Source organism: Pseudomonas sp. RIT-PI-AD, from assembly GCF_025642785.1.
Taxonomy (GTDB): Bacteria; Pseudomonadota; Gammaproteobacteria; order Pseudomonadales; family Pseudomonadaceae; genus Pseudomonas_T.
Genome location: NZ_JANZKU010000014.1, coordinates 42,038 through 64,672 on the forward strand (window position 1 = coordinate 42,038; position 22,635 = coordinate 64,672).

18 protein-coding genes are annotated in these 22,635 nt (G+C 68.6%); 10 read left to right on the plus strand and 8 right to left on the minus strand.

Translation table 11 applies throughout. From position 1 onward, the window contains the following. Positions 1-168 precede the first annotated feature (168 nt). The 4 genes from ccoG to OGL92_RS13715 all read left to right on the plus strand — a co-directional run bounded on the left by ccoG (position 169) and on the right by OGL92_RS13715 (position 4,911). Entirely contained in the window at positions 169-1,581 is a 1,413-nt protein-coding gene (gene ccoG / locus OGL92_RS13700) for a cytochrome c oxidase accessory protein CcoG (protein WP_263144270.1), read from the plus strand. 109 nt (positions 1,582-1,690) lie between these two features. After that, positions 1,691-3,100, plus strand: a complete 1,410-nt coding sequence (gene mapR / locus OGL92_RS13705; protein WP_263144382.1) for a GntR family transcriptional regulator MpaR — start codon at positions 1,691-1,693, stop codon at positions 3,098-3,100. A 142-nt stretch (positions 3,101-3,242) separates the two neighbouring features. Next, a complete protein-coding gene (gene ccoN, locus OGL92_RS13710; protein WP_263144272.1) occupies positions 3,243-4,676 on the plus strand; it encodes a cytochrome-c oxidase, cbb3-type subunit I in 1,434 nt (477 codons plus the stop codon). Position 4,677: 1 nt separating this feature from the next. Continuing rightward, positions 4,678-4,911: a cbb3-type cytochrome c oxidase subunit 3 gene (locus tag OGL92_RS13715; protein ID WP_263144274.1), complete on the plus strand. Its 234-nt coding sequence runs from the start codon at positions 4,678-4,680 to the stop codon at positions 4,909-4,911. 10 nt (positions 4,912-4,921) lie between these two features. On the opposite strand, the gene OGL92_RS13720 is transcribed toward OGL92_RS13715, so the two are convergent. The 5 genes from OGL92_RS13720 to OGL92_RS13740 all read right to left on the minus strand — a co-directional run bounded on the left by OGL92_RS13720 (position 4,922) and on the right by OGL92_RS13740 (position 9,334). After that, on the minus strand, positions 4,922-6,703 hold the full coding sequence (locus OGL92_RS13720) for an ABC transporter ATP-binding protein (RefSeq protein ID WP_263144276.1): 1,782 nt from the start codon (positions 6,701-6,703) through the stop codon (positions 4,922-4,924). Next, the gene (locus OGL92_RS13725; protein WP_263144277.1) at positions 6,696-7,328 is read right to left on the minus strand and encodes a DsbA family protein; all 633 of its coding nucleotides are present in this window, start codon (positions 7,326-7,328) and stop codon (positions 6,696-6,698) included. Before OGL92_RS13725 ends, OGL92_RS13720 begins: the two co-directional genes overlap by 8 nt. Positions 7,329-7,403: 75 nt before the next feature. Further along, positions 7,404-8,348, minus strand: a complete 945-nt coding sequence (locus tag OGL92_RS13730) for a rhodanese-related sulfurtransferase (RefSeq protein WP_263144279.1) — start codon at positions 8,346-8,348, stop codon at positions 7,404-7,406. Between the two features lie 135 nt (positions 8,349-8,483). Beyond that, entirely contained in the window at positions 8,484-8,789 is a 306-nt protein-coding gene (locus OGL92_RS13735) for a BolA family protein (RefSeq protein ID WP_263144281.1), read from the minus strand. 2 nt (positions 8,790-8,791) lie between these two features. Next, positions 8,792-9,334, minus strand: coding sequence for a DUF2059 domain-containing protein (locus OGL92_RS13740; protein ID WP_263144282.1), 543 nt, complete (start codon positions 9,332-9,334; stop codon positions 8,792-8,794). A 193-nt stretch (positions 9,335-9,527) separates the two neighbouring features. On the opposite strand from OGL92_RS13740, the gene OGL92_RS13745 reads away from it, so the two are divergent. Together OGL92_RS13745 and OGL92_RS13750 are read left to right on the plus strand one after the other, a co-directional pair. Beyond that, positions 9,528-10,922: a class II fumarate hydratase gene (locus tag OGL92_RS13745; protein ID WP_263144284.1), complete on the plus strand. Its 1,395-nt coding sequence runs from the start codon at positions 9,528-9,530 to the stop codon at positions 10,920-10,922. Then, entirely contained in the window at positions 10,915-11,535 is a 621-nt protein-coding gene (locus tag OGL92_RS13750) for an NAD(P)H-dependent oxidoreductase (protein WP_263144286.1), read from the plus strand. Before OGL92_RS13745 ends, OGL92_RS13750 begins: the two co-directional genes overlap by 8 nt. Here the strand turns inward: OGL92_RS13750 and OGL92_RS13755 are convergent, their stop codons facing one another. From OGL92_RS13755 to pap, 3 genes are all read right to left on the minus strand, one after another. Continuing rightward, positions 11,536-12,501, minus strand: a complete 966-nt coding sequence (locus OGL92_RS13755) for a DMT family transporter (RefSeq protein WP_263144288.1) — start codon at positions 12,499-12,501, stop codon at positions 11,536-11,538. It lies immediately after the preceding gene. A 196-nt stretch (positions 12,502-12,697) separates the two neighbouring features. Then, entirely contained in the window at positions 12,698-13,882 is a 1,185-nt protein-coding gene (locus OGL92_RS13760) for a thiolase family protein (protein ID WP_263144290.1), read from the minus strand. 115 nt (positions 13,883-13,997) lie between these two features. Next, entirely contained in the window at positions 13,998-15,488 is a 1,491-nt protein-coding gene (gene pap, locus OGL92_RS13765; RefSeq protein ID WP_263144291.1) for a polyphosphate:AMP phosphotransferase, read from the minus strand. A gap of 104 nt (positions 15,489-15,592) precedes the next feature. On the opposite strand from pap, the gene mnmC reads away from it, so the two are divergent. The 4 genes from mnmC (at position 15,593) to OGL92_RS13785 (ending at position 22,548) form a co-directional block, all read left to right on the plus strand. Continuing rightward, entirely contained in the window at positions 15,593-17,569 is a 1,977-nt protein-coding gene (gene mnmC, locus OGL92_RS13770) for a bifunctional tRNA (5-methylaminomethyl-2-thiouridine)(34)-methyltransferase MnmD/FAD-dependent 5-carboxymethylaminomethyl-2-thiouridine(34) oxidoreductase MnmC (protein WP_263144293.1), read from the plus strand. A gap of 193 nt (positions 17,570-17,762) precedes the next feature. Continuing rightward, positions 17,763-19,532, plus strand: a complete 1,770-nt coding sequence (locus tag OGL92_RS13775; protein ID WP_263144294.1) for an N-acetylglutaminylglutamine amidotransferase — start codon at positions 17,763-17,765, stop codon at positions 19,530-19,532. Between the two features lie 13 nt (positions 19,533-19,545). Further along, positions 19,546-21,300, plus strand: a complete 1,755-nt coding sequence (gene ngg, locus OGL92_RS13780; protein WP_263144295.1) for an N-acetylglutaminylglutamine synthetase — start codon at positions 19,546-19,548, stop codon at positions 21,298-21,300. A 51-nt stretch (positions 21,301-21,351) separates the two neighbouring features. Then, positions 21,352-22,548 carry an osmoprotectant NAGGN system M42 family peptidase gene (locus tag OGL92_RS13785; RefSeq protein WP_263144296.1) on the plus strand — a complete coding sequence of 399 codons (1,197 nt, stop codon included), beginning with the start codon at positions 21,352-21,354 and terminating at the stop codon, positions 22,546-22,548. Positions 22,549-22,635: the final 87 nt, after the last annotated feature.

Below are 22,635 nucleotides of genomic sequence, written 5' to 3' on the forward strand. Positions count from 1 at the left end.
CGCGGCCTCGGCCCTTGCGAAAGGCGGCGCGGATCGCCTGCGACCATCCGCCGCAGCGCCTGCAAAACCCCATCTGATCCGCTTTTTATCGTCGGACCTGAGCCTGTTATCGATACAGCGCGAGTCCCATAGTGCGCGCAGCCTGATACGCCTCGAAGGGGTCCCACCGTGACCGAACGCATTCCCACCCGCCTCATCGAAACCCTCTCCCCCACCCCGCTGCGCCTGACGCCCTCGCAGGCCGGCGGCGCCATCCACACCCGCAGTTTCAGCGGGCGCTTCCGCAACCTGCGCCTGTACGGCGCGGGCTTCCTGTTCCTGCTGTTCTTCGGCACCGCCTGGCTGGACTGGGGCGGACGCCAGGCGGTGCTCTGGGACCTCTCGGCGCACCGCTTCTACATCTTCGGCGCGACCTTCTGGCCGCAGGACTTCATCCTGCTCTCGGCGCTGCTGATCATCTGCGCCTTCGGCCTGTTCGCCATCACCGTGGTCGCCGGGCGCATCTGGTGCGGCTACACCTGCCCGCAGAGCGTCTGGACCTGGGTGTTCATGTGGGCCGAGAAGACCCTGGAGGGCGACCGCAACCAGCGCATCAAGCTGGACGCGGCGCCCTGGAACGCCGACAAGCTGCTGCGGCGCGGCGCCAAGCACGGGCTGTGGCTGGCGGTGAGCCTGCTCACCGCGCTGACCTTCGTCGGCTACTTCACCCCGATCCGTCCGCTGGCCACCGAGCTGTTCAGCCTGCGCCTGGAGGGCGTGGCGGGCTTCTGGATCGCCTTCTTCGCCCTGGCCACCTACCTCAACGCCGGCTGGATGCGCGAGAAGGTCTGCGTGCACATGTGCCCCTACGCGCGCTTCCAGAGCGTGATGTTCGACGACAACACCCTGCTGGTGGCCTATGACGCCGCCCGCGGCGAAGGCCGCGGTCCGCGGCGCAAGGGCAGCGACCCGCGTGCCCAGGGGCTCGGCGACTGCATCGACTGCACGCTGTGCGTGCAGGTCTGCCCCACCGGCATCGACATCCGCGACGGCCTGCAGATCGACTGCATCGGCTGCGCCGCCTGCGTCGACGCCTGCGACACGGTGATGGACAAGATGGGCTACGCCCGCGGCCTGGTCGGCTACCGCTCGCAACGGCAACTGGAGGGCGGCCGCACCCGCCTGCTGCGGCCGCGCCTGGTGGGCTACGCCGGGGTACTGCTGGTGATGATCGGCGCCTTCGTCTGGGCCTTGCAGATCCGCCCCCTGGTGTCGCTGGACGTGAGCAAGGACCGCGGGCTGTTCCGCGAGAACGCGATCGGCCAGGTCGAAAACATCTACACCCTCAAGATCATCAACAAGACCCAGCAGGCGCGGCGCTATCGGCTGGCCCTGGCCGAACCCGGCCCCTTCGAGCTGCATGCGCCGCGGGAACTGGCGCTGGCACCGGGGGAAATCCTCGACCTGCCGGTGTCGGTGGCGCTCACCGACGCAGCGCCCGCCAGCAGTTCGCAGGGGCTGCGCTTCGCGGTCACCGCGCTGGACGACCCGGGCCTGCGCAGCGAGGCGGGCAGCACCTTCACCGCCCCACTGCAGCGCTGAAGCAACCCTCCGCGGGGCCGGCAGGCCCCGCACCCAAGGAGATCGAGATCGCATGAGCGCATCGACACCCGTAGAGTACGCCGACCCTCCCATCGTCCGAGCGGACAAGATGAAACGCTACGAACGCTTCGCCGAGCAGATCGCCGAGCTGATCCGCTCCGGCGTGCTCGCCCCCGGCGAGAAAGTCCCCTCGGTGCGCCACGCCAGCCGCACCTATGGGGTCAGCCCGTCCACCGTGTTCCAGGCGTACTACCTGCTGGAGGATCGCGGCCTGATCAGCGCGCGGGCACGCTCGGGGTATTTCGTCCGCGAACATGCGCAACGTCCGCTGCACGAACCGGACATCGGCCCGCGCCAGGCGCACACCACCGAGGTGGACGTCAGCGAACTGGTGTTCTCGGTGCTCGACTCCATCAAGGATCCGCTCACCGTGCCGTTCGGCTCGGCCTTCCCCAGCCCGCACCTGTTCCCGCTGCCGCGCCTGGCGCGCTCCATGTCCCAGGCGCTGCGCGAGCTGTCGCCCCATGCGGTGGTGGCGGACATGACCGCCGGCAATCCCGACCTGCGCCGGCAGATCGCCCTGCGCTACATGGTCAGCGGCGTGCGCCTCGCCCTGGACGAGCTGGTGATCAGCAACGGTGCCCTGGAGGCGCTCAACCTGTGCCTGCAAACGGTGACCGCGCCGGGCGACCTGGTGGCCATCGAGGCACCGGCCTTCTACGCCACCCTGCAGGTGCTGGAGCGGCTCAAGCTGAAGGCCGTGGAGATTCCCATGCACCCGCGCGAGGGCATCGACCTGGACAGCCTGGCCGACAGCCTGCAACGCCTGCCGGTGAAAGCCTGCTGGTTCATGAGCGGGCTGCAGAACCCGCTCGGCGCGAGCATGAGCGACGACAAGAAGCGGGCGCTCTACGAGCTGCTGCAACGGCACCAGGTGCCCTTGATCGAGGACGACGTCTACGCCGAGCTGCACTACGGGCCGAGCCCGGCCAAGCCGGTGAAGAGCTTCGACCGCGACGGCCTGGTGATGCACTGCGGCTCCTTCTCCAAGAGCCTGGCGCCGGGCTACCGGGTCGGGTGGGTCGCCGGCGGGCGCTATGCCGAACGCATCCAGCGGCTCAAGCTGATGACCACCCTGTCGCCCTCGGTGCCCGCCCAGGCGGCCATCGCCGACTACCTGCAACACGGCGGCTACGACCGCCACCTGCGCAAGCTGCGCTATGCCCTGGAAACCCAGCAGGGGGCGATGCTCGCCTCGGCCGCGCGGCACTTTCCCGCGGAAACCCGGGTGACGCGGCCCCTCGGCGGCTATTTCCTCTGGTTCGAGTTCCCCGAACGGGTGGACTCGTTGCACCTTTTCCAACTGGCCCTGGCCCAGGGCATCAGCCTGGCTCCGGGGCCGATCTTTTCCGCTACCCGGCGCTTCCAGAACTGCGCCCGCCTCAACCATGGCTACCCGTGGGACGCCCAGAGCGAACGGGCCATGGAGACCCTCGGGCGGATTCTCGCGACCTTCTGACGCAGGCCCGGCGACGCCCGGCCTGATCCGCAAAAACCCCGCCGTTCTGAGTCTGTCGGACCCCGCCCGCTGTTCCTAGAGTGACGCCACCCGCCGCACCGCCAGCCGGTCGCGGCCCGTCCCCTCCCCGGAAAGGTCACCCATGGACACTACGCTTCCCTCCCCCGTCTACAACTACAAGGTGGTCCGCCAGTTCGCCCTCATGACCGTCGTCTGGGGCGTGATCGGCATGGGCCTGGGCGTGTTCATCGCCTCGCAACTGGTCTGGCCGGCACTGAACTTCGACCTGCCCTGGCTGAGCTTCGGCCGCCTGCGCCCGCTGCACACCAACCTGGTGATCTTCGCCTTCGGCGGCTCGGCGCTGTTCGCCACCAGCTATTACACGGTGCAGCGCACCTGCCAGGCGCCGCTGATCTCCGACAAGCTGGCGGCCTTCACCTTCTGGGGCTGGCAGGCGATGGTGGCGATGCTGCTGATCACCCTGCCCCAGGGCCTGACCACCACCAAGGAATACGCCGAGCTGGAGTTCAGCGGCGCGATCTGGCTGGCCATCGTCTGGGTGGCCTATGCGGTGGTGTTCTTCGGCACCATCGTCAAGCGCAAGGCCCGGCACATCTACGTCGGCAACTGGTTCTTCGGTGCCTTCATCGTGGTCACCGCGATGCTCCACGTGGTCAACCACGCGGCCATCCCGGTGAGCGCGTTCAAGTCCTACCCGGTCTACTCCGGCGCCACCGACGCCATGGTGCAGTGGTGGTATGGCCACAACGCCGTGGGCTTCTTCCTCACCACCGGTTTCCTCGGGATGATGTACTACTTCGTGCCCAAGCAGGCCGGGCGCCCGGTGTATTCCTACCGCTTGTCCATCGTGCACTTCTGGGCGCTGATCACCCTGTACATCTGGGCCGGCCCGCACCACCTGCACTACACCGCCCTGCCCGACTGGGCCCAGTCCCTCGGTATGGCCATGTCGCTGATCCTCCTCGCGCCCAGCTGGGGCGGCATGATCAACGGCATGATGACCCTCTCCGGCGCCTGGCATAAGCTGCGCACCGATCCGATCCTGCGCTTCCTGGTGGTGTCCCTGGCCTTCTACGGCATGTCCACCTTCGAAGGCCCGATGATGGCGATCAAGACCGTCAACGCCCTTTCCCATTACACCGACTGGACCATCGGCCACGTCCATGCAGGCGCCCTCGGCTGGGTAGCGATGATCACCTTCGGTTCGCTGTACCACCTGATCCCCAAGGTGTATGGCCGCGAACGGATGCACAGCATCGGGCTGATCAACGCGCACTTCTGGCTGGCCACCATCGGCACCGTGCTCTACATCGCCTCGATGTGGGTCAACGGCATCACCCAGGGCCTGATGTGGCGCGCGGTGAACCAGGACGGCACCTTGACCTACTCCTTCGTCGAAGCGCTGGATGCCAGCCACCCCGGCTTCGTCGTGCGCCTGATCGGCGGCGTCTTCTTCCTCACCGGCATGCTGCTGATGGCCTACAACGTCTGGCGCACCGTACGCCTGGCCGACCCCGTGGCGTACCACGCCGCCGCCAGCCTGGCGGAGCGCTGAGATGCCCAGCGAATTCTGGTTGGTGATGGCCGTGCTGGTGTTCTACCTGGCGTTGCAACGCAGCCTCGGCGAGCGGGGCGGCGAGGGGCTCGACGAAGCGGCGATGCTGCCCTTCGCCGACGACGAGGAGGTGGCGCGGCGCATGGAGCAGGCCACCGGCCGCAGCCGGACCGGCTGCGCCTGCCCGGGCACCTGCGACGGCCGCTGCCGCAACAGCGGCGAGCTGTCGGCCTGAGCGGCGCGCTTCAGCCTTGCTGCAAGTGGCCGTAGAGCTTGGCGTACAGGCCGCCCTCGGCGATCAGTTGATGGTGGCCGCCCTGCTCGGCGATGCGCCCACCGTCGAACACCAGCACCCGGTCGGCCTGCTTAACCGCGCTCAACCGGTGGGCGATGATCAGCGTGGTGCGGCCCTCGAGGAACTGCCCGAGGGCCTGGTGCAAGGCGTACTCGGTGGCGGCGTCGAGGGCCGAGGTGGCCTCGTCGAGGATCACCACCTTGGGCTCGGCGAGCACCATCCGGGCGATCGCCAGGCGTTGCCGCTGGCCGCCGGACAGGCGCACGCCGGAACGCCCGACCACGCTGTCCAGGCCCTGCGGCAGGCTGCGCACGGTATCCGCCAGTTGGGCGATCTCCAGCGCCTGCCAGCACATCGCATCGCTGCGCTCGCGGCCCAGGGTGAGGTTGGCGCGCACCCTGTCGTTGAACAGCGCCGGGTGCTGCAATACCACCGCGACCTCCTCGCGCACCCGCTCCAGGCCGATCTCCTCCAGGCTCGCGCCGCCGAAGCGGATGCTGCCCGCCTGCGCCTGATACAGGCCCAGCAGCAACTGCACCAGGGTGCTCTTGCCGCCGCCGCTGGCACCGACGATGGCGACCTTCTCGCCGGGGGCGATGTCCAGGTCCAGCCCGTCCAGCACCACCTCGTCGGCATAGGCGAAATCCAGGCCGCGCACCTGGATGCCCACCGTCTGCCGGCCGGCGAAGGGGTCGCTGCCGCCGGGGTACTGCGGCTCGTCGGCCCGCGCCAGCAGTTCGTTGATCCGCTGCAGGGCGGCGCCGGCCCCGTAATAGGCGTATTGCAGGCTGAGCAACTGCTCCACCGGGCCGATCATGAACCACAGGTAGCTGAACACCGCGAGCATCTGCCCGATGGACAGGTCGGAGAACAGCACGGTGAGCATGGTCGCGGCGCGGAACACGTCGATGCCGAACTGGAACAGCAGGCCGCTGGCGCGGCTCGACGCATCGCTCTTCCACATCGACGCCACCGCGTAGTCGCGCACTTCGCGGGCGCGCAGGCCGAGGTTGCCGAAGAAATGGCCCTGGCGGTTGCCGGCGCGGATCTCCTGGATCGCCTCCAGGGTCTCGGTGAGCGCCTGGGTGAAGCGCGAGGTGCTGTCGTTCTCCAGCTTCTTCAGGTGCTTGACGCGCTTGCCCAGTTGCACCGTGGCGTAGATCACCAGCGGGTTGAACAGCAGGATCAGCAGCGCCAGCTTCCAATGCATCCACATCAGGATGGCGGCGGTGCCGGTCAGGGTCAGCATGGCCACCAGGAAGCGACTGAGGGTCTCGCCGACGAATTTGTCCAGGGTGTCCAGGTCGGTCACCAGGTGCGCGCTGACCGTGCCGCCCCCGAGGTTCTCGTATTCGCCGAGGGAGATCCGCTTGAGCCGCTCGATCAGGCGCACCCGCAGGCGATACACGATGTCCTTCGACAACCGCGCGAACAGGCGCGCCTGCAGGACGTTGAAGGTCAACGCGAAGCTGCGCAGCAGCAGGGTGGCGACCAGCATCAGGCCGATGTAGCCCACCGGCTGCTCCCAGGCCGCCGGCAGCAAGCGGTCCATGAAGCGCAGCGCGGCATCGCCCTTGCCGAGCAACACTTCGTCCACCAGCAAGGGCAATAGCAAGGGAATCGGCACGCTGCACAGGGTGGCGAGCACCGCGATGCCGTTGGCCAGCCAGAGGGATTTGCGGTGACGCAGGATCAAACGGCGGATTTCCGCCCAACTCAGGCGATCAGGCATGCGCGCCGCGCTCCAGCCAACGGGTCAGCAGCGGCGCCAGTTCCTCCAGCGGTCGGTAGCCGTTGGTCAACAGCGCCAGTTGCCCGTCGCGCTCGGCCAGCAGCGTGGGGAACCCGGCGATGCCCAAGTCCTGCACCCAGGCGTAGTCGGCGGCCGTCGCCTCGCGCGCGGGGATGCCATCGAAAGCCTCGGCGAATTCGATGCGCGGGACGCCGGCACGCTCGGCCAGCTCCACCAGCACCCGCGCCTGGGTCACGTCGCGACCCTCGCAATAGAAGGCCTCCTGGATCAGGCGGTTCAGCGGCCAGACGCTCTGCGGGTCCAGCGCTCGCACCGTGACCAGGGCACGCCCGGCCGGCTCGGTGTCGTAGACGAAACCTTCCGGCAGGCCCTCGGCGTAGTTGAACAGTTGCCCGGTGGTGGCGTTCACCGCCTGCCAGTAGGCCAGGATGCGCACGCGCCCGGCCGGGTCGAGGGCCGCGCGTTCGCGACGCAGGCTGCCGACCACCAGGTGCAGCGGCACCCCGGCGGCCTCCGCCTGGCGCCCCAGGGCCTCGAGGACCGGGGCGAAGCCCCAGCACCAGGAACACAGCGGGTCCATCACATACAGCAGGCGGGCGGGCATGGCGGTTCCTCTTCTAAAGGGCGCGCCACGCGCACCGGGGAGGGTCGGACGGGGCGCCGGCGACGCCCGTCCGGGTCACGGGTCCAGCGGTTGCCGCGGGTCGCGCCCCAGCGGATGGGGCTGGTTGCGCGCCTTGGCCAGTTCGATCTGCTTCTGCCGTTCGCGGGCGCCGGCCCGGGTCTTCTCGCTCAGGGAATCCCAGCAATGCGGGCAGCTGATGCCCGGCGCATAGTGTTCGGACTGGCGATCCTCCAGCGAGATCGGGTTGCGGCAGGCATGGCATTGATCGTAGTCGCCGGCGGTCAGGTCGTGACGCACCGTGACCCGGTTGTCGAAGACGAAGCAGTCGCCGCGCCAGCGGCTTTCCTCCTCGGGCACCTCTTCCAGGTACTTGAGGATACCGCCCTTGAGGTGGAAGACCTCCTCGAAGCCGGCGCCGAGCATGTAGCTGGAGGCCTTCTCGCAACGGATGCCGCCGGTGCAGAACATCGCCACCTTCTTGTGCCGGGTCGGGTCGTAGTGCGCCTTGATGTACTCGGGGAATTCGCGGAACGACTTGGTCTTGGGATCGACCGCGCCTTCGAAGGTGCCGATGGCCACCTCGTAGTCGTTGCGCGTGTCGATCAGCAGCACCTCGGGGTCCTCGATCAGCGCGTTCCAGTCCTTGGGCGCCACGTAGGTGCCGACCCGCAGGTTGGGGTTCACGCCCGGCACGCCGAGGGTGACGATCTCTTTCTTCAGCTTGACCTTGGTGCGATAGAACGGCTGCTCGTCGCAATAGGACTCCTTGTGGTCGACGTCGGCCAGGCGCGGATCGCGCTTGAGCCAGTCGAGCAAGGCGTCGATGCCCGCTCGGCTGCCGGAGACGGTGCCGTTGAGGCCTTCCTCGGCGAGCAGCAGGGTGCCCTTGATGCCGTTGTCGAGCAGGGTTTGCAGCAGGGGTTCGCGCAACGCGACGTAGTCGTCCAGGGTGACGAACTTGTACAGCGCCGCCACGACGATGTTCGGGGAGCGGGTCATGTGGTTTTCTCCAGTGGTCGCCCTCGCAAAGGGCGGACCTTTTCATCGAATCGCCCCGCCGACGCGGCCGGCGGGGCGACTTCTACAGCATCCGGGCGCACCGGCCGGGACCGGGCGCGCGGATCGGCGAGCGTCTCAGGTGTCGTGCTTGCTGCCGCCGCGACAGGTCGGCGAGTCCGGCGCGGCGCCCTGGGCGGCCCATTCCTCGGGGGTGTAGGTGTGCAGCGCCAACGCGTGGAAACGCCCCATGAGGTCGCCGAGGGTGGCGTAGACCTTCTGGTGGCGCTTGACCGCGTTCAGCCCGGCGAACGCCGGGCTGACCACCACCGCCTTGAAATGGGTCTCCAGGCCGCGGCTGTGCATGTGGCTTTCGTCCTGCACGTCCAGATGCTGCGGCTCGAGGGCATCCAGGGCCCGGCCGATGGCGTCGCGCATGCTCATGCTCAGGGCTTCTTGGCCGGCTCGGCGGCTTTCTTGGCAGGCTCGGCGGCCTGTTTCGGCGAGAGTTCGCCGGTCATGTCTTCCAGCAGCTTGTTCACCACCGGCACCGCGGGCTCCAGCTTGGCCTGGGTCAGGCGCGCGGCCTCGTTACCCAGCTGCGGCATCTTTTCCATCATTTTCTTGCCGGTGGGCGACTGGTAGAAGGCGATCATGTCCTTCAACTCGGTTTCGCTGAAATTGCTCACGTACAGCTTGACCAGATCGGGCTTGAGCTTGTCCCAGCCGACCGCCTTGTCCAGGGCTGCGTTGGCCTTGGCGGTGTAGGTCTCCAGGGTGGCTTTCTTGGTCGCCGGCGCCTGCAGTTGCTCGAAGCGCTGGTTGAACATCTGCTGCACCTGCCCGTAGAGCGCCACGGTGCCCTGATCCGCATGCATGAGCTTGAGGAAGCTTTCGGCGCTGGCGGCATGGCTGGAAGCGTCGGCCAGGACCTGGCTGCTGGCGCAGGCCAGCAGAGCGGCAGTGCAGAGTACGCGAAGCTTGGTCATGAGTATCCTTTGAGTTGAACGGGGCAGGTAGGCCCGGGGGCGGCCATTCTGCGCCCAAGCGGCGGCGACGCTCAAGCCGTCGAGACGTATGGCGGCACCTGGCCAGGCGCCATTAGGCGGGCCGGCGGGGCGAAGGAACCACCTCCGGCCGATGCAGCCTAAACTGCGGATTCCAATCAGCAGGAGTGAGCGCATGAGCCGCATCGAAACCGACAGCCTGGGCCCGGTGGAAGTCGCCGAAGAGGCCTACTGGGGCGCCCAGACCCAACGGTCGCTGATCAATTTCGCCATCGGCAACGAACGCATGCCGCTGCCCGTGCTGCACGCCCTGGCGCTGATCAAGAAAGCCGCGGCGCGCGTCAACGACCGCATCGGCGACCTGCCGCCGGATATCGCCCGGCTGATCGAGCAGGCCGCCGACGAAGTGCTCGCCGGGCAGCACGACGACCAATTCCCGCTGGTGGTCTGGCAGACCGGCAGCGGCACCCAGAGCAACATGAACGTTAACGAGGTGATCGCCGGCCGCGCCAACGAACTGGCCGGCGTCAAGCGCGGCGGCAAGAGCCCGGTGCACCCCAACGACCACGTGAACCGCGCGCAAAGCTCCAACGACGCCTTCCCCACCGCCATGCACATCGCCGTGGCCATCGCCGTGCACCAGCAACTGCTGCCGGCCATCGCCGAACTCTCCGGCGGCCTCGCCGAGCAAGCGGCCCGCCACGGCAAGCTGGTGAAGACCGGGCGCACCCATTTGATGGATGCCACGCCGATCACCTTCGGCCAGGAGCTGTCGGCGTTCGTCGCCCAGCTCGACTACGCCGAGCGGGCGATCCGCGCCGCGCTGCCGGCGGTCTACGAGCTGGCCCAGGGCGGCACCGCGGTGGGCACCGGACTGAACGCCCCCCAGGGCTTCGCCGAAGCCATGGCCGCCGAACTGGGCGCCCTCGCCGGCCTGCCTTTCGTCACCGCGCCGAACAAGTTCGCCGCGCTGGCCGGGCATGAGCCGCTGGTGCACCTGTCCGGGGCGCTGAAAACCCTCGCGGTATGCCTGATGAAGATCGCCAACGACCTGCGCCTGCTCGGCTCCGGGCCGCGCGCCGGCTTCGCCGAGGTCAAGCTGCCGGCCAACGAACCGGGCAGCTCGATCATGCCCGGCAAGGTCAACCCGACCCAGTGCGAGGCGCTGTCGATGATCGCCTGCCAGGTGCTCGGCAACGACGCCACGGTGTCCTTCGCCGCCAGCCAGGGCCACCTGCAATTGAACGTGTTCAAGCCGGTGATCGTGCACAACCTGCTGCAAGCCATCGGCCTGCTCGCCGACGGCTGCCGCAACTTCCAGCAGCATTGCGTGGCCGGGCTGGAACCGGATGCCGCGCGCATGGCCGAGCACCTGGAAAACGGCTTGATGCTGGTGACCGCGCTCAACCCGCACATCGGCTACGACAAGTCGGCGGAAATCGCCAAGAAAGCCTACGCCGAAGGCACCACCCTGCGGGCCGCCGCGCTGCAACTGGGCTACCTCGACGAGCAGCAGTTCGACCAATGGGTGCGCCCGGAAAGCATGCTCGAGGCCGGCAAGCATGAGTGACGCCGCCAAGAGCGGCGCCACGCCGCTGGAGGGCGATGGCAAACGCATCCTGCTGGTGTTCGGCAACCCTAAGTCCAGCAGCCTCTGCCAGGCCCTGGGCGAGGCCTATACCCAGGGCGCCCGCGGCCGCGGCCACGTGGTGCGCCAGTTGAAGCTGGGCGAAATGCACTTCGACCCGATCCTGCGCGAAGGCTACGACCAGAGCCAGGAGCTGGAGCCGGACCTGCTCGAGGCGCAGCGGCAGATCCACTGGGCGCAGCACCTGGTGTTCGTCTATCCGGTCTGGTGGGGCGGACCGCCGGCGCTGCTGAAGGGCTTCTTCGACCGGGTGCTGCTGCCCGGCTTCGCCTTCGGGTACCGGGCGCGTTCGTCGCTGTGGGACAAGTTGCTCGCCGGGCGCACCGCCGACCTGCTGGTGACCCTGGACACGCCGAGCTGGTACTTCCGCTGGATTTACGGCGCCCCCGCCCATCGCCAGATGGTGCGCACCATCCTCGGCTTCTGCGGGGTGAAAACCCGGCGCCTTGTGGAGTTCTCGCCGGTGCGCCCGGCCCGCGAGGAACAGCGCCAGCGCTGGCTGCACAAGGCCGAGCGACTCGGCAAGGGCGCCTGATCAGGTCGGCGGAAGCTCTCGGCGCAGGCGCCGGGCGCGGTAGCCGCGGACCAGCGAGGGCCCCAGGGCGGTCAGGGCCGACCCCAACACCACCAGTAGCGCGCCGCCGTAGCCGATCAGGTTGATCTGCTCCGGCTGCACGTGCTCGGGCCACAGCCAGGCGGCCAGCGCCACCGCCAGGAAGGTCACCAGGGGCGTGATCGCCAACGCCGCGCTGACCCGCGAGGCCTCCCAATGGGCCAGGGCCTCGGCGAAGGCCCCGTAGGCCACCAGGGTGTTCAGGCAGCAGGCCAACAGCAGCCACGCCTGGCCGGCGCTCAGGTTCACCAGATCCAGGGGGTGGACGAAGGGGGTCAGCAAGAGGGCGCAGCACAGGTAGATCACCATCATCACCTGCACCGAGGTCCACACCGTCAGCAGTTGCTTCTGCGCCAGCCCATAGAAGGTCCAGACGCAGGCCGCGCCGAGGACGATCAGCACGCCGGTGGTGTAGCTCGACAGGGAGCCGAGCAACTCGTCCAGGCGCTGGTTGAAGAAGAGGCCGAAGCCCAGCAGCATCACCCCCAGGCCGACGGCCTGCCCCACCCCGAAGCTTTCCTTGAAGATGAACAGGCTACCGATCAGCAGCAGGATCGGCGCCACCTGGATCACCAGTTGCGCGGTGCCCGGGCTGAGCAGGCGCAGGCCGATCAGGTAGAGCACGTAGTTGCCGAGCAGGCCGCCCACCGCGGCGAGCAGGAGCCAGGCGCCCTTGCGGCCTAGGGGACGAAAGGCGGGCAGGCGGCGCTTGGCGATCAGCCAGAGCAGCAGCAGCGAGCCAGACACCATCAGTCGGTACCAGGTGACCGTGAGCGGGTCCATGCCCCGCAGGACTTCCTTGAGCTTGATCGGCAGGATGCCCCAGAGCACCGCGGTGACCAGGGTCAGGAACAGGCCGTGTAGCCAGCGGCCGGAGGAAATATGCATGACAGCCTCGAAAGCACGGCCCGGACGACGGGGACGGACCAGCCCGGCATTCTAGGCCGCATGGAGGCCATCCCGACAGGTACAGTTGCCATCCCTTGCCGGACTCGGCTCCTCGACCGCGCTGGAACCGGTGTCCGGCGCGTTCCGCGCGGCAATGAAAAGCGCGCCGGAGCGCGCTCGATGGTACCGGACGAACTCAGCGCACGGCTTCGAACAACCCGGTGGCGCCCATCCCGCCGCCGACGCACATGGTCACCACCCCGTAGCGCAGGTCGCGGCGTTGCAGCTCGCGGATCAGGTGGCCGACCTGGCGCGAGCCGGTCATGCCGAAGGGGTGGCCGATGGAAATCGAACCGCCGTTGACGTTGTATTTCTCCGGGTCGATGCCCAGGCGGTCGCGGCAGTAGAGGCACTGCGAGGCGAAGGCCTCGTTCAGTTCCCAAAGGTCGATGTCCTCCACCTTCAGGCCCTTGGCGCCGAGCAGGCGCGGCACCGAGAACACCGGGCCGATGCCCATCTCGTCCGGCTCGCAACCGGCGACGGCGAAGCCGCGGAAGAACGCCTTGGGCTCGAGGCCGAGTTCGAGCGCCTTGTCCAGGCTCATCAGCAGGGTCATGGAAGCACCGTCGGACAACTGCGAGGCATTGCCGGCGGTGACCGAGCCGTCCTCGGCGAACACCGGTTTGAGCGCGGCCAGGCTTTCCAGGCTGGTCTCGGGGCGGTTGCAGTCGTCGCGCTCGACCACGCCGTCGAGGATGCGCGTCTCGCCGCTGGCCTTGTCCTCGACCTGGTAACGGACCTCCATCGGCACGATCTCGTCGTCGAACAGGCCGTCGCGCTGGGCCCGGGCGGTTCGCAGCTGGCTCTGCAGGGCATAGGCGTCCTGCTGCTCGCGGGTCACCCCGTAGCGCCGGGCGACGATCTCGGCGGTCTGCCCCATGGGGTAATAGATGCCCGGCAGGCTCGCCTGGATCAGCGGGTTGTAGAGGTGATCGGTGTTGACGCTCTTCAACGTCAGGCTGATGGACTCGACGCCGCCGGCGACGATGATCTCGCTGCACCCCGAGGCGATTTGGTTGGCGGCGATGGCGATGGCCTGCAGCCCGGAGGAGCAGTAGCGGTTGAGGGTCATCCCGGCGACGTCCTTGCCGAGCCTCGACAGCACCGCGACGTTGCGCCCGATATTGTAGCCCTGGGCGCCCTCGTTGGAGGCGGCGCCGACGATGCAGTCCTCCACCCGTTGCGGGTCGAGGCCGGTGCGGGCCAGCAAGGCGTTCACGCAGTGGGCGGCCATGTCGTCGGGCCGGGTCAGGTTGAACTTGCCGCGGAAGGATTTGGCCAGGCCGGTCCTCACGCTGTCGACGATCACCACTTCACGCATGCCGCACCTCGGTTCTTGTTGGAATGGACGAGGCGCTGAGGATAGGGCCGGGCGCTCGGGTCCGGCGACGATCATTCACTCGGCGTATGCGCGGTCATCCCCGGCGCCGGGCGGCTCAGGCGTTGCGCTCCAGGGCCCGCTCCAGGGCATCGTTCAGCGTGCGCAGCACCTTGACCCGGGCGAAGCGCTTGTCGTTGGCCTCCACCAGGGTCCAGGGCGCGATCTCGGTGCTGGTGCGGTCGACCATGTCGCCCACCGCGTCGACGTACTGGTCCCACTTGTCGCGGTTGCGCCAGTCCTCCTCGGTGATCTTGTAGCGCTTGAAGGCGATGGTCTCGCGCTCCTTGAAGCGGCTCATCTGGGTCTGCTGGTCGATCGCCAGCCAGAATTTCACCAGCACGATGCCGTGGGCGTCGAGTTGCTCCTCGAACGCGTTGATCTCGCTGTAGGCGCGCAGCCAATCGGCCTCGGAGCAGAACCCCTCGACCCGCTCCACCAGCACCCGGCCGTACCAGGAGCGGTCGAAGATGGTCAGCATGCGGCGCTGCGGGACGTGCCGCCAGAACCGCCAGAGATAGGGCTGGGCGCGCTCCTCCTCGGTGGGCGCGGCGATCGGCACCACGTGGTACTGGCGCGGGTCGAGGGCCGCGGTGACCCGGCGGATCGCACCGCCCTTGCCCGCCGCGTCGTTACCTTCGAACACCGCCATCACCGCGTGCCGGCGGTAGCGCTTGTCGCGCACCAGCCCGGCCAGGCGCGCCTGCTCGAAGGCGATCTGCGCGTGGTAGTCGTCTTTCTCCAGTTTCTGCCCGAGGTCGAGGCTGTCGAGCAGCGCGCGATTGTCCAGGCTCGACATCAGCGGCGCGGTGTGGGGCCGGCGCTTGGGTTCGGCGCTGTCCTTCAGCGCTGCCTGCAGGCCTTCGAGGATGATCCGCCCGACGCTGAGGCTGCGGTAATAGGGATCGACGCCCTCGATCACGTACCAGGGCGCGTAGTCGTGGCTGGTACGGCGCAGCACGCGCTCGCCGAAGCGCACGTACTTGTCGTAGACCTTGCTCTGCTTCCAATCCAGGTCGCTGATCTGCCAACTGCGCTGGGGGTCCTTCTCCAGGGCCTTGAGGCGGTGGCGCAACTGCTTCTTCGACAGGTGGAACCAGAATTTGAAGATCAGCGCACCCTCGTCGCAGAGCATTCGCTCCAGGCGCTCGGCGGAATCGATGGCTTGGTCCAGGCGCGCGTCCTTGATGTCGCCGTCGACCCGCGCATGCAGCATCTGGCTGTACCAGTTGCCGAAGAAGATCCCGGTCCGCCCCTTGGGCGGCAGGCGGCGCCAGAAGCGCCATTGCGCGGGGCGCGCCAGTTCCTCGTCGGTGGGCAGCATGAAGCTCTCCACCTGGATCAGCCGCGGGTCCATCCACTCGTTGAGCAGCTTAACGGTTTCGCCCTTACCGGCGCCCTCGATGCCGTTGATCAGGATCAGCAGCGGGAAGCGCGCCTGCTGTTTCAATTCGAACTGCGCGTCCAGCAAGGCCTCGCGCAGCTCGGCGACGGCGGACTCGTAGGTGTCCTTGTCGATGGAATGACCGATTTCGGCGGACTCGAACATGCATGATCTCCTGGCTGTGTCGCTTCAAGGTAGCGGATCGCGCCGCGGCTGTCTGCGCGACGAATCGGCTACTATCCGCACCTTTCCGTTGCCATGGGCCGTCCATGACCGATGATCGCCACGCCCAGCTCGACTGGGACGAAACCGGCCAGCCACGCTCGCGGCTGTTCGGCGACGTGTATTTCTCCCAGGCCTCCGGGCTCGACGAAACCCGCCACGTGTTCCTCGCCAACAACCATCTGCCGGAGCGTTTCGCCGCGCTGCCCGCCGGCGGGCGGCTGACCATCGGCGAGACCGGCTTCGGCACCGGGCTGAATTTCCTCGCTGCCTGGGCACTGTTCGAGGCGAGCGCGCCCGCCGACGCCCGGCTGCATTTCGTCAGCGTGGAGAAGTACCCGCTGCGCCGCGACGACCTGCAACGCGCCCTCGCCCTCTGGCCGCAGCTGGAACCCCAGTCCGCCGCGTTGCTGCGGCAATACGTCGGCGTGCATCCCGGCTTTCAGCGCCTGGTGTTCGCGGCCGGCCGGGTCACCCTGACCCTGCTGGTGGGCGATGCCCTGGACATGCTGCCGCAGCTGGACGCGCGCATCGACGCCTGGTTCCTCGACGGTTTTTCGCCGGCGAAGAACCCGCAGATGTGGACCCCGGCGCTTTTCGCCGAGCTGGCGCGTCTGTCGGCGCCGCAGGCGACCCTGGGCACCTTCACCAGCGCCGGCTTCGTGCGTCGCGGGCTGATCGCGGCCGGCTTCGCCATGCAGCGCACGCCCGGCCAGGGGCGCAAGCGCGAGGTGCTCAAGGGGGTGTTCGCCGGGGCGCCGCCCACGGACACCGCCACGCCGCCCGCCAAGGCCTGGTACGCCCGCCCGCCGGCCCCTCGCGGGCATCGCGAAGCCCTGGTGATCGGCGCCGGATTGGCCGGCTGCGCCAGCGCCGCCAGCCTCGCCGCCCGCGGCTGGCGGGTGACCGTGCTGGAGCGCCGCGACGACGTCGCGCGCGAGGCCTCGGGCAACCCCCAGGGTGTGCTCTACCTGAAACTGTCGGCCCACGGCACCGCGCTGTCGCGCTTGGTCCTCTCCGGCTTCGGGCATACCCGGCGCCTGCTGGAAAGCCTGCTCCGGGAGCGCGACTGGGCGCCCTGCGGCGTGCTGCAACTGGCCTTCGACGCCGCCGAGGCCACCCGCCAGGCGGAACTCGCCGCGGCTTTCGGCGAGGACCTGCTGCAACCCCTCGACCGCCACCAGGCCGAAGCCCTGGCGGGCGTCGCCCTGGCCAGCGGCGGCCTGTTCTTCCCGGAAGCCGGCTGGGTCCATCCGCCGGCGTTGTGCCGCAGCCTGCTGGCCCATCCGGCGATCCGCTTGCTGCCGCACCGGGAGGCCCTGGCGTTGCGCCGCGAAGACGGCGAGTGGCTGGCCTGCGCCGGCGACGAAGTCCTCGCCCGCGCGCCGGTGGCGGTCCTGGCGGGCGCCGCCGAGGTGCTGCGCTTCGAGGAAACCCGCGACCTGCGCCTCAAGCGCATCCGCGGACAGATCACCCGCGTCCCCTGCACGCCGGCCAGCGCGGCCCTGCGCACCGTGCTCTGCGCCGAAGGCTACGTGGCGCCGGCGCGCGAGGGCGAACACACCCTCGGCGCCAGCTTCGATTTCCAGCGCCAGGACGACACGCCCAGCGCCGCCGAGCACGCCGGCAACCTCGAGTTGCTGCGGCAGATTTCCGCCGACCTCGGCCAGCGCCTGGCGGTGGACCGGTTATCCGCCGACGTCCTGGACGGGCGCGTGGGCTTTCGCTGCACCACCCCGGACTACCTGCCGGTGGTAGGCCCCCTGGCCGACAGCGCGCGGTTCGCCGAAGCCTATGGCGTACTGGCACGGGATGCCCGGCAACTGCCGCAGACGCCCTGCCCCTGGCTCGACGGGCTCTACGTCAACAGCGGCCACGGCTCCCGGGGGCTGATCAGCGCGCCGCTGGCGGCGGAGTTGCTGGCAGCCTGGCTGGAGGACGAGCCCCTGCCGCTGCCCCGCGAAGTCGCCGAAGCCTGCCATCCGAACCGGTTCCCCCTGCGCCGGCTGATCCGCGGCCGCTGAAGGACCTCGCACTTCCGGGGCCGACACCAGCAATGAAACCGGAGCCGTCCGGACGCGTCCCGGCCAAGGCGCAAGCACCCGGCAGGCACCTTTTTCTTATAACCGAACAATATAAAACTCATCCTAGATCTACCGGTCGGACCTTTAGCACGTCTCGAACGTGCCTCCCCAACGGCAACACCGGTAAGGACTTATGTGCGGTATTTCTGGAGAACTACGTTTCGATGATCGACCGGCCGACTTGGCCGCGCTCGAGCGCATCACCCATCACCTCGCCCCGCGCGGCCCCGACGCCTGGGGCTTCCACAGCCAGGGCCCGGTCGCCCTGGGACACCGGCGGCTGAAGATCATGGACCTGTCGGACGCCTCGGCGCAGCCGATGGTGGACAGCGACCTGGGCCTCGCCCTCAGCTTCAACGGCGCGATCTACAACTACCCCGAACTGCGCGGCGAGCTGGAAGGCCTCGGCTATCGCTTCCACTCCGGCGGCGACACCGAGGTGCTGCTCAAGGGCTACCACGCCTGGGGCGAGGCGCTGTTGCCGAAACTCAACGGCATGTTCGCCTTCGCCATCTGGGAACGCGACCGGCAGAGCCTGTTCATCGCCCGCGACCGCCTCGGGGTCAAGCCCCTGTACCTGTCGCAGACCGCCCAGCGCCTGCGCTTCGCCTCGACGCTGCCGGCCCTGCTGAAGGGCGGCGACATCGCCGGCACCCTGGACCCGGTGGCGCTCAACCACTATCTGAATTTCCACGCGGTGGTGCCCGCGCCGCGCACCCTGATCGCCGGCGTGGAGAAACTGCCGCCGGCCAGTTGGCTGCGGATCGACGCCCAGGGCCGCTGCGAGCGGAAAACCTGGTGGCAGTTGGATTACGGCCCGCGTGAAGACGAACTGAACCTGGGCCTGGAAGACTGGCGCGACCGCCTGCTGGACGGCCTGCGCGACGCCGTGGGCATCCGCCAGCGGGCCGCCCGCGAAGTGGGCGTGTTGCTCTCCGGCGGGGTGGACTCCAGCCTGCTGGTGGGCCTGCTGGCCGAGGCCGGCGTCGACGACCTGCTGACCTTCTCCATCGGGTTCCAGGACGCCGGTGGCGAGCGCGGCGACGAATTCGAATTTTCCGACCTGATCGCGCGGCGCTACGGCACCCGTCACCACCAATTGCGCATCGACGAGCATGAAGTGATCGAGCAGTTGCCGGCGGCTTTCCGCGCCATGAGCGAACCGATGGTCAGCCACGACTGCATCGCCTTCTACCTGCTCTCCCGCGAGGTTTCCAAGCACTGCAAGGTGGTGCAGAGCGGCCAGGGCGCCGACGAACTGTTCGGCGGCTATCACTGGTACCCGCCACTGGTCGGCAGCGACGATCCCTTCGCCAGCTACCGGGCGGCGTTCTTCGACCGCAGCCATGCCGAGTACACCGCCACGGTGCACCCGGACTGGCTCGCCCATGACGCCGCGGGCGAGTACGTCCGCGCCCACTTCCAACAACCCGGCGCGCTCGATCCGGTGGACAAGGCGCTGCGCCTGGACAGCACGGTAATGCTGGTGGACGACCCGGTGAAACGGGTCGACAACATGACCATGGCCTGGGGCCTGGAAGCCCGGGTGCCGTTCCTCGACTACCGCGTGGCCGAGCTGTCGGCGCGCATTCCTTCGCGCTTCAAGCTGGGCGACGGCGGCAAGCAGGTGCTCAAGGAAGCGGCACGGCTGGTGATCCCCCACGAGGTGATCGACCGCAAGAAGGGCTATTTCCCGGTACCCGGCCTCAAGCACCTGCAGGGCAAGACCCGCGACTGGGTGCGCGAGCTGCTGCTCGATCCCAGCCAGAACCGCGGCTATTTCCAGGTGGACATGCTCGACCGCCTGCTCAGCGACCCGTCCCAGGACCTGACCCCGCTACGCGGCTCGAAGCTCTGGCAGCTCGCCACCCTCAACCTGTGGCTGAACGAACAGGGCCTCTAGGAGAACACGCACCATGAAAGGACAGGCCAGCCCGTCCCACCTCCACAGCCAGCGCCTGTTGCGCGGCCAGGCGCCGACCTACGAGCGCCTGCAAGCCCGGCTGGCGGAAGATCACCAGGCCAAGCCCAGCCAGCCGCAATACCTGCATTGCGGCTGGGGTCGCCTGTTGCTCGGGCACACCTACCCCGATGCCGCCGGCCTCGCCGAGGAACTGCTCGCGGAAAACCCCGGCGAGCGCGACATCGCCCTCTATGTGGCGGCGCCCCAGCAAGTGCTGGCGCAAGCGCCGCAACAGCTGTTCCTCGACCCTTCCGACACCCTGCGCCTGTGGTTCAGCGACTACCGACCGGCGCGTCGGGCATTCCGCGGTTTTCGCATCCGCCGCGCCCACAGCGACGACGACTGGACCGCGATCAACCAGCTCTACCGCGGGCGCGGCATGCTGCCGGTGCAGCCGCAGCGGATCACCCCGCGACACAAGGGCGGGCCGGTCTACTGGCTGGCCGAGGACAGCGCCAGCGGCGAGGTGGTCGGCAGCGTCATGGGCCTCAACCATGCCCGCGCCTTCGACGACCCCGAGGGCGGTTCGAGCCTCTGGTGCCTGGCGGTGTCCCCGGTGTGCAGCCGGCCCGGCGTCGGCGAGGCCCTGGTGCGCCACCTGATCGAGCATTTCATGAGCCGCGAGCTCAGCTACCTCGACCTCTCGGTGCTGCACAACAACAAGCAGGCCAAGGCGCTCTATAGCAAGCTGGGCTTCCGCGACCTGGCCACCTTCGCCATCAAGCGCAAGAACGGCATCAACCAGCAGCTCTACCTCGGCCCCAGCCCCGAAGAAGACCTCAACCCCTACGCGCGGATCATCGTCGACGAGGCGCACCGGCGCGGCATCGAAGTCCGCGTGGACGACGCCGAGGCCGGCCTCTTCACCCTCAACCATGGCGGCCGGCGGGTACGCTGCCGCGAGTCGCTGTGCGACCTCACCAGCGCGGTGAGCATGACCCTCTGCCAGGACAAGACCCTCACCCACCGCGTACTCCGCCAGGCCGGCATCAGCCTGCCGGCGCAGCGGCGCGCAGGCAGCCCGGAAGAGAACGCGCTGTTCCTCGCCGAACACGGCAGCGTGGTGGTCAAGCCGGTGGACGGCGAGCAGGGCAAGGGCGTGGCGGTGGACCTGCGCAGCGACGAGGAGGTCGCCAAGGCGATCAAGGCCGCCCAGCGTTTCGACGCCAACGTGCTGTTGGAAAGCTTCCACGCCGGGCTCGACCTGCGCATCGTGGTGATCGGCTATGAGGTGGTGGCCGCGGCGATCCGCCGCCCGGCGGAAGTGGTCGGCGACGGCCAGCACAGCATCCGCGCGCTGATCGAGGCCCAGAGCCGGCGACGCCAGGCCGCCACCGGCGGCGAGAGCCGGATTCCGCTGGATGCCGAAACCGAACGCACCCTGAAGGCGGCCGGATACGGCTACTCCAGCGTGCTCCCCGCCGGCACCCGCCTGGCCGTGCGGCGCACCGCCAACCTGCACACCGGCGGCACCCTGGAGGACGTCACCGACAGCCTGCATCCGCACCTGGCGGATGCCGCGATCCGGGCCGCCCGGGCGCTGGAAATCCCGGTGGTGGGCCTCGACCTGCTGGTACCCGCCGCGGACGCCGCCGAATACGTGATGATCGAAGCCAACGAACGCGTCGGCCTCGCCAATCACCAGCCACGCCCGACGGCCGAGCGTTTCATCGATCTGCTCTTCCCGCTCAGTCAAGCCCCCGCCTGAACCCGGTGCCATCCGCCTCGCCGGCGGATGGCACCCGCCCCGAGGTGAACCATGGCCAAGCCACTCCCCGATCCCGACCTGCATTACCTGCAAAAAGTGTTGCTGGAAATGCTCGCCATCCCCAGCCCCACCGGCTTCACCGACACCATCGTGCGCTACGTCGCCGAGCGCCTCGAGGAGCTCGGCATCCCCTTCGAGCTGACCCGTCGCGGAACCATCCGCGCGACCCTCAAGGGCCGTCGCAGCAGCCCGGACCGTGCGGTCTCCGCCCACCTCGACACCATCGGCGCGATCGTCCGCGAGTTGAAAAGCGATGGCCGCCTGGCCCTGGCACCGGTGGGCTGCTGGTCGAGCCGCTTCGCCGAGGGCAGCCGCGTCAGCGTGTTCACCGACGATGCCGTGCTACGCGGCAGTGTGCTGCCGTTGCTGGCATCCGGGCATGCCTTCAATACCGAAGTGGACAGCATGCCGATCAGTTGGGACCACGTCGAAGTCCGCCTCGACGCGCGTAGCGCCAGCCGCGCCGAATGCGAGGCACAGGGCGTGCGGGTCGGCGATTTCGTCGCCTTCGATCCCTTGCCGGAGTTCACCGACAGCGGCCATATCAGCGCCCGCCACCTGGACGACAAGGCCGGCGTCGCCGCGCTGCTGACGGCGTTGAAGGCGGTGGTGGAAAGCGGCTGCGAACCGCTGATCGACTGTCATCCGCTGTTCACCATCACCGAAGAGATCGGCTCCGGCTCGGCGGCGGCGCTGCCCTGGGACGTCAGCGAATTCGTCGGCATCGATATCGCCCCGGTCGCCATCGGCCAGCAATCCAGCGAACACGCGGTCACCGTCGCCCTGCAGGACTCGGGCGGGCCCTACGACTATCACCTGTCGCGCCACCTGCTGCGGCTGGCCGACGGCCACGACATCCCGGTGCGTCGCGACCTGTTCCGCTACTACCACAGCGATGCGCAATCGGCGATCGCCGCCGGCCACGACATCCGCACCGCCCTGCTGGCCTTCGGTTGCGACGCCACCCATGGCTACGAACGCACCCACCTGGACAGCCTGCAGGCCCTGAGCCGGCTGCTCGGCGTCTACATCCTCAGCCCGCCGGTGTTCGCCAGCGACGCGCAACCCGCCCAGGAATCCCTGGAGCCCTTCAGCCATCAGCTGGAACACACTGCGCAGATGGCCAGCGATACCCGCGTACCCAGCGTGGACAGCCTGGTGGGACCGCGCGAGGACGAGCCGGAATGAGTCGCCCCAGCCGCTCCGGCTGATCGCCCATCACCGCCGACGTGCGGTCCACGCCGGCGCAGTCCCCGCGGCGCCCGCTGCCCGCCG

Coding starts and splice junctions, on each gene's coding strand:
- OGL92_RS13730 (WP_263144279.1), bottom strand. CDS start 8,348: ATGACCCGCTCCCCGAACATCGTCGTGGCGGCGCTGTACAAGTTCGTC.
- mapR (WP_263144382.1), top strand. CDS start 1,691: ATGAAACGCTACGAACGCTTCGCCGAGCAGATCGCCGAGCTGATCCGC.
- OGL92_RS13785 (WP_263144296.1), top strand. CDS start 21,352: ATGGCCAAGCCACTCCCCGATCCCGACCTGCATTACCTGCAAAAAGTG.
- mnmC (WP_263144293.1), top strand. CDS start 15,593: ATGACCGATGATCGCCACGCCCAGCTCGACTGGGACGAAACCGGCCAG.
- OGL92_RS13775 (WP_263144294.1), top strand. CDS start 17,763: ATGTGCGGTATTTCTGGAGAACTACGTTTCGATGATCGACCGGCCGAC.
- ccoN (WP_263144272.1), top strand. CDS start 3,243: ATGGACACTACGCTTCCCTCCCCCGTCTACAACTACAAGGTGGTCCGC.
- OGL92_RS13715 (WP_263144274.1), top strand. CDS start 4,678: ATGCCCAGCGAATTCTGGTTGGTGATGGCCGTGCTGGTGTTCTACCTG.
- pap (WP_263144291.1), bottom strand. CDS start 15,488: ATGTTCGAGTCCGCCGAAATCGGTCATTCCATCGACAAGGACACCTAC.
- OGL92_RS13725 (WP_263144277.1), bottom strand. CDS start 7,328: ATGCCCGCCCGCCTGCTGTATGTGATGGACCCGCTGTGTTCCTGGTGC.
- OGL92_RS13750 (WP_263144286.1), top strand. CDS start 10,915: ATGAGTGACGCCGCCAAGAGCGGCGCCACGCCGCTGGAGGGCGATGGC.
- OGL92_RS13740 (WP_263144282.1), bottom strand. CDS start 9,334: ATGACCAAGCTTCGCGTACTCTGCACTGCCGCTCTGCTGGCCTGCGCC.
- OGL92_RS13735 (WP_263144281.1), bottom strand. CDS start 8,789: ATGAGCATGCGCGACGCCATCGGCCGGGCCCTGGATGCCCTCGAGCCG.
- OGL92_RS13720 (WP_263144276.1), bottom strand. CDS start 6,703: ATGCCTGATCGCCTGAGTTGGGCGGAAATCCGCCGTTTGATCCTGCGT.
- OGL92_RS13745 (WP_263144284.1), top strand. CDS start 9,528: ATGAGCCGCATCGAAACCGACAGCCTGGGCCCGGTGGAAGTCGCCGAA.
- OGL92_RS13755 (WP_263144288.1), bottom strand. CDS start 12,501: ATGCATATTTCCTCCGGCCGCTGGCTACACGGCCTGTTCCTGACCCTG.
- ngg (WP_263144295.1), top strand. CDS start 19,546: ATGAAAGGACAGGCCAGCCCGTCCCACCTCCACAGCCAGCGCCTGTTG.
- OGL92_RS13760 (WP_263144290.1), bottom strand. CDS start 13,882: ATGCGTGAAGTGGTGATCGTCGACAGCGTGAGGACCGGCCTGGCCAAA.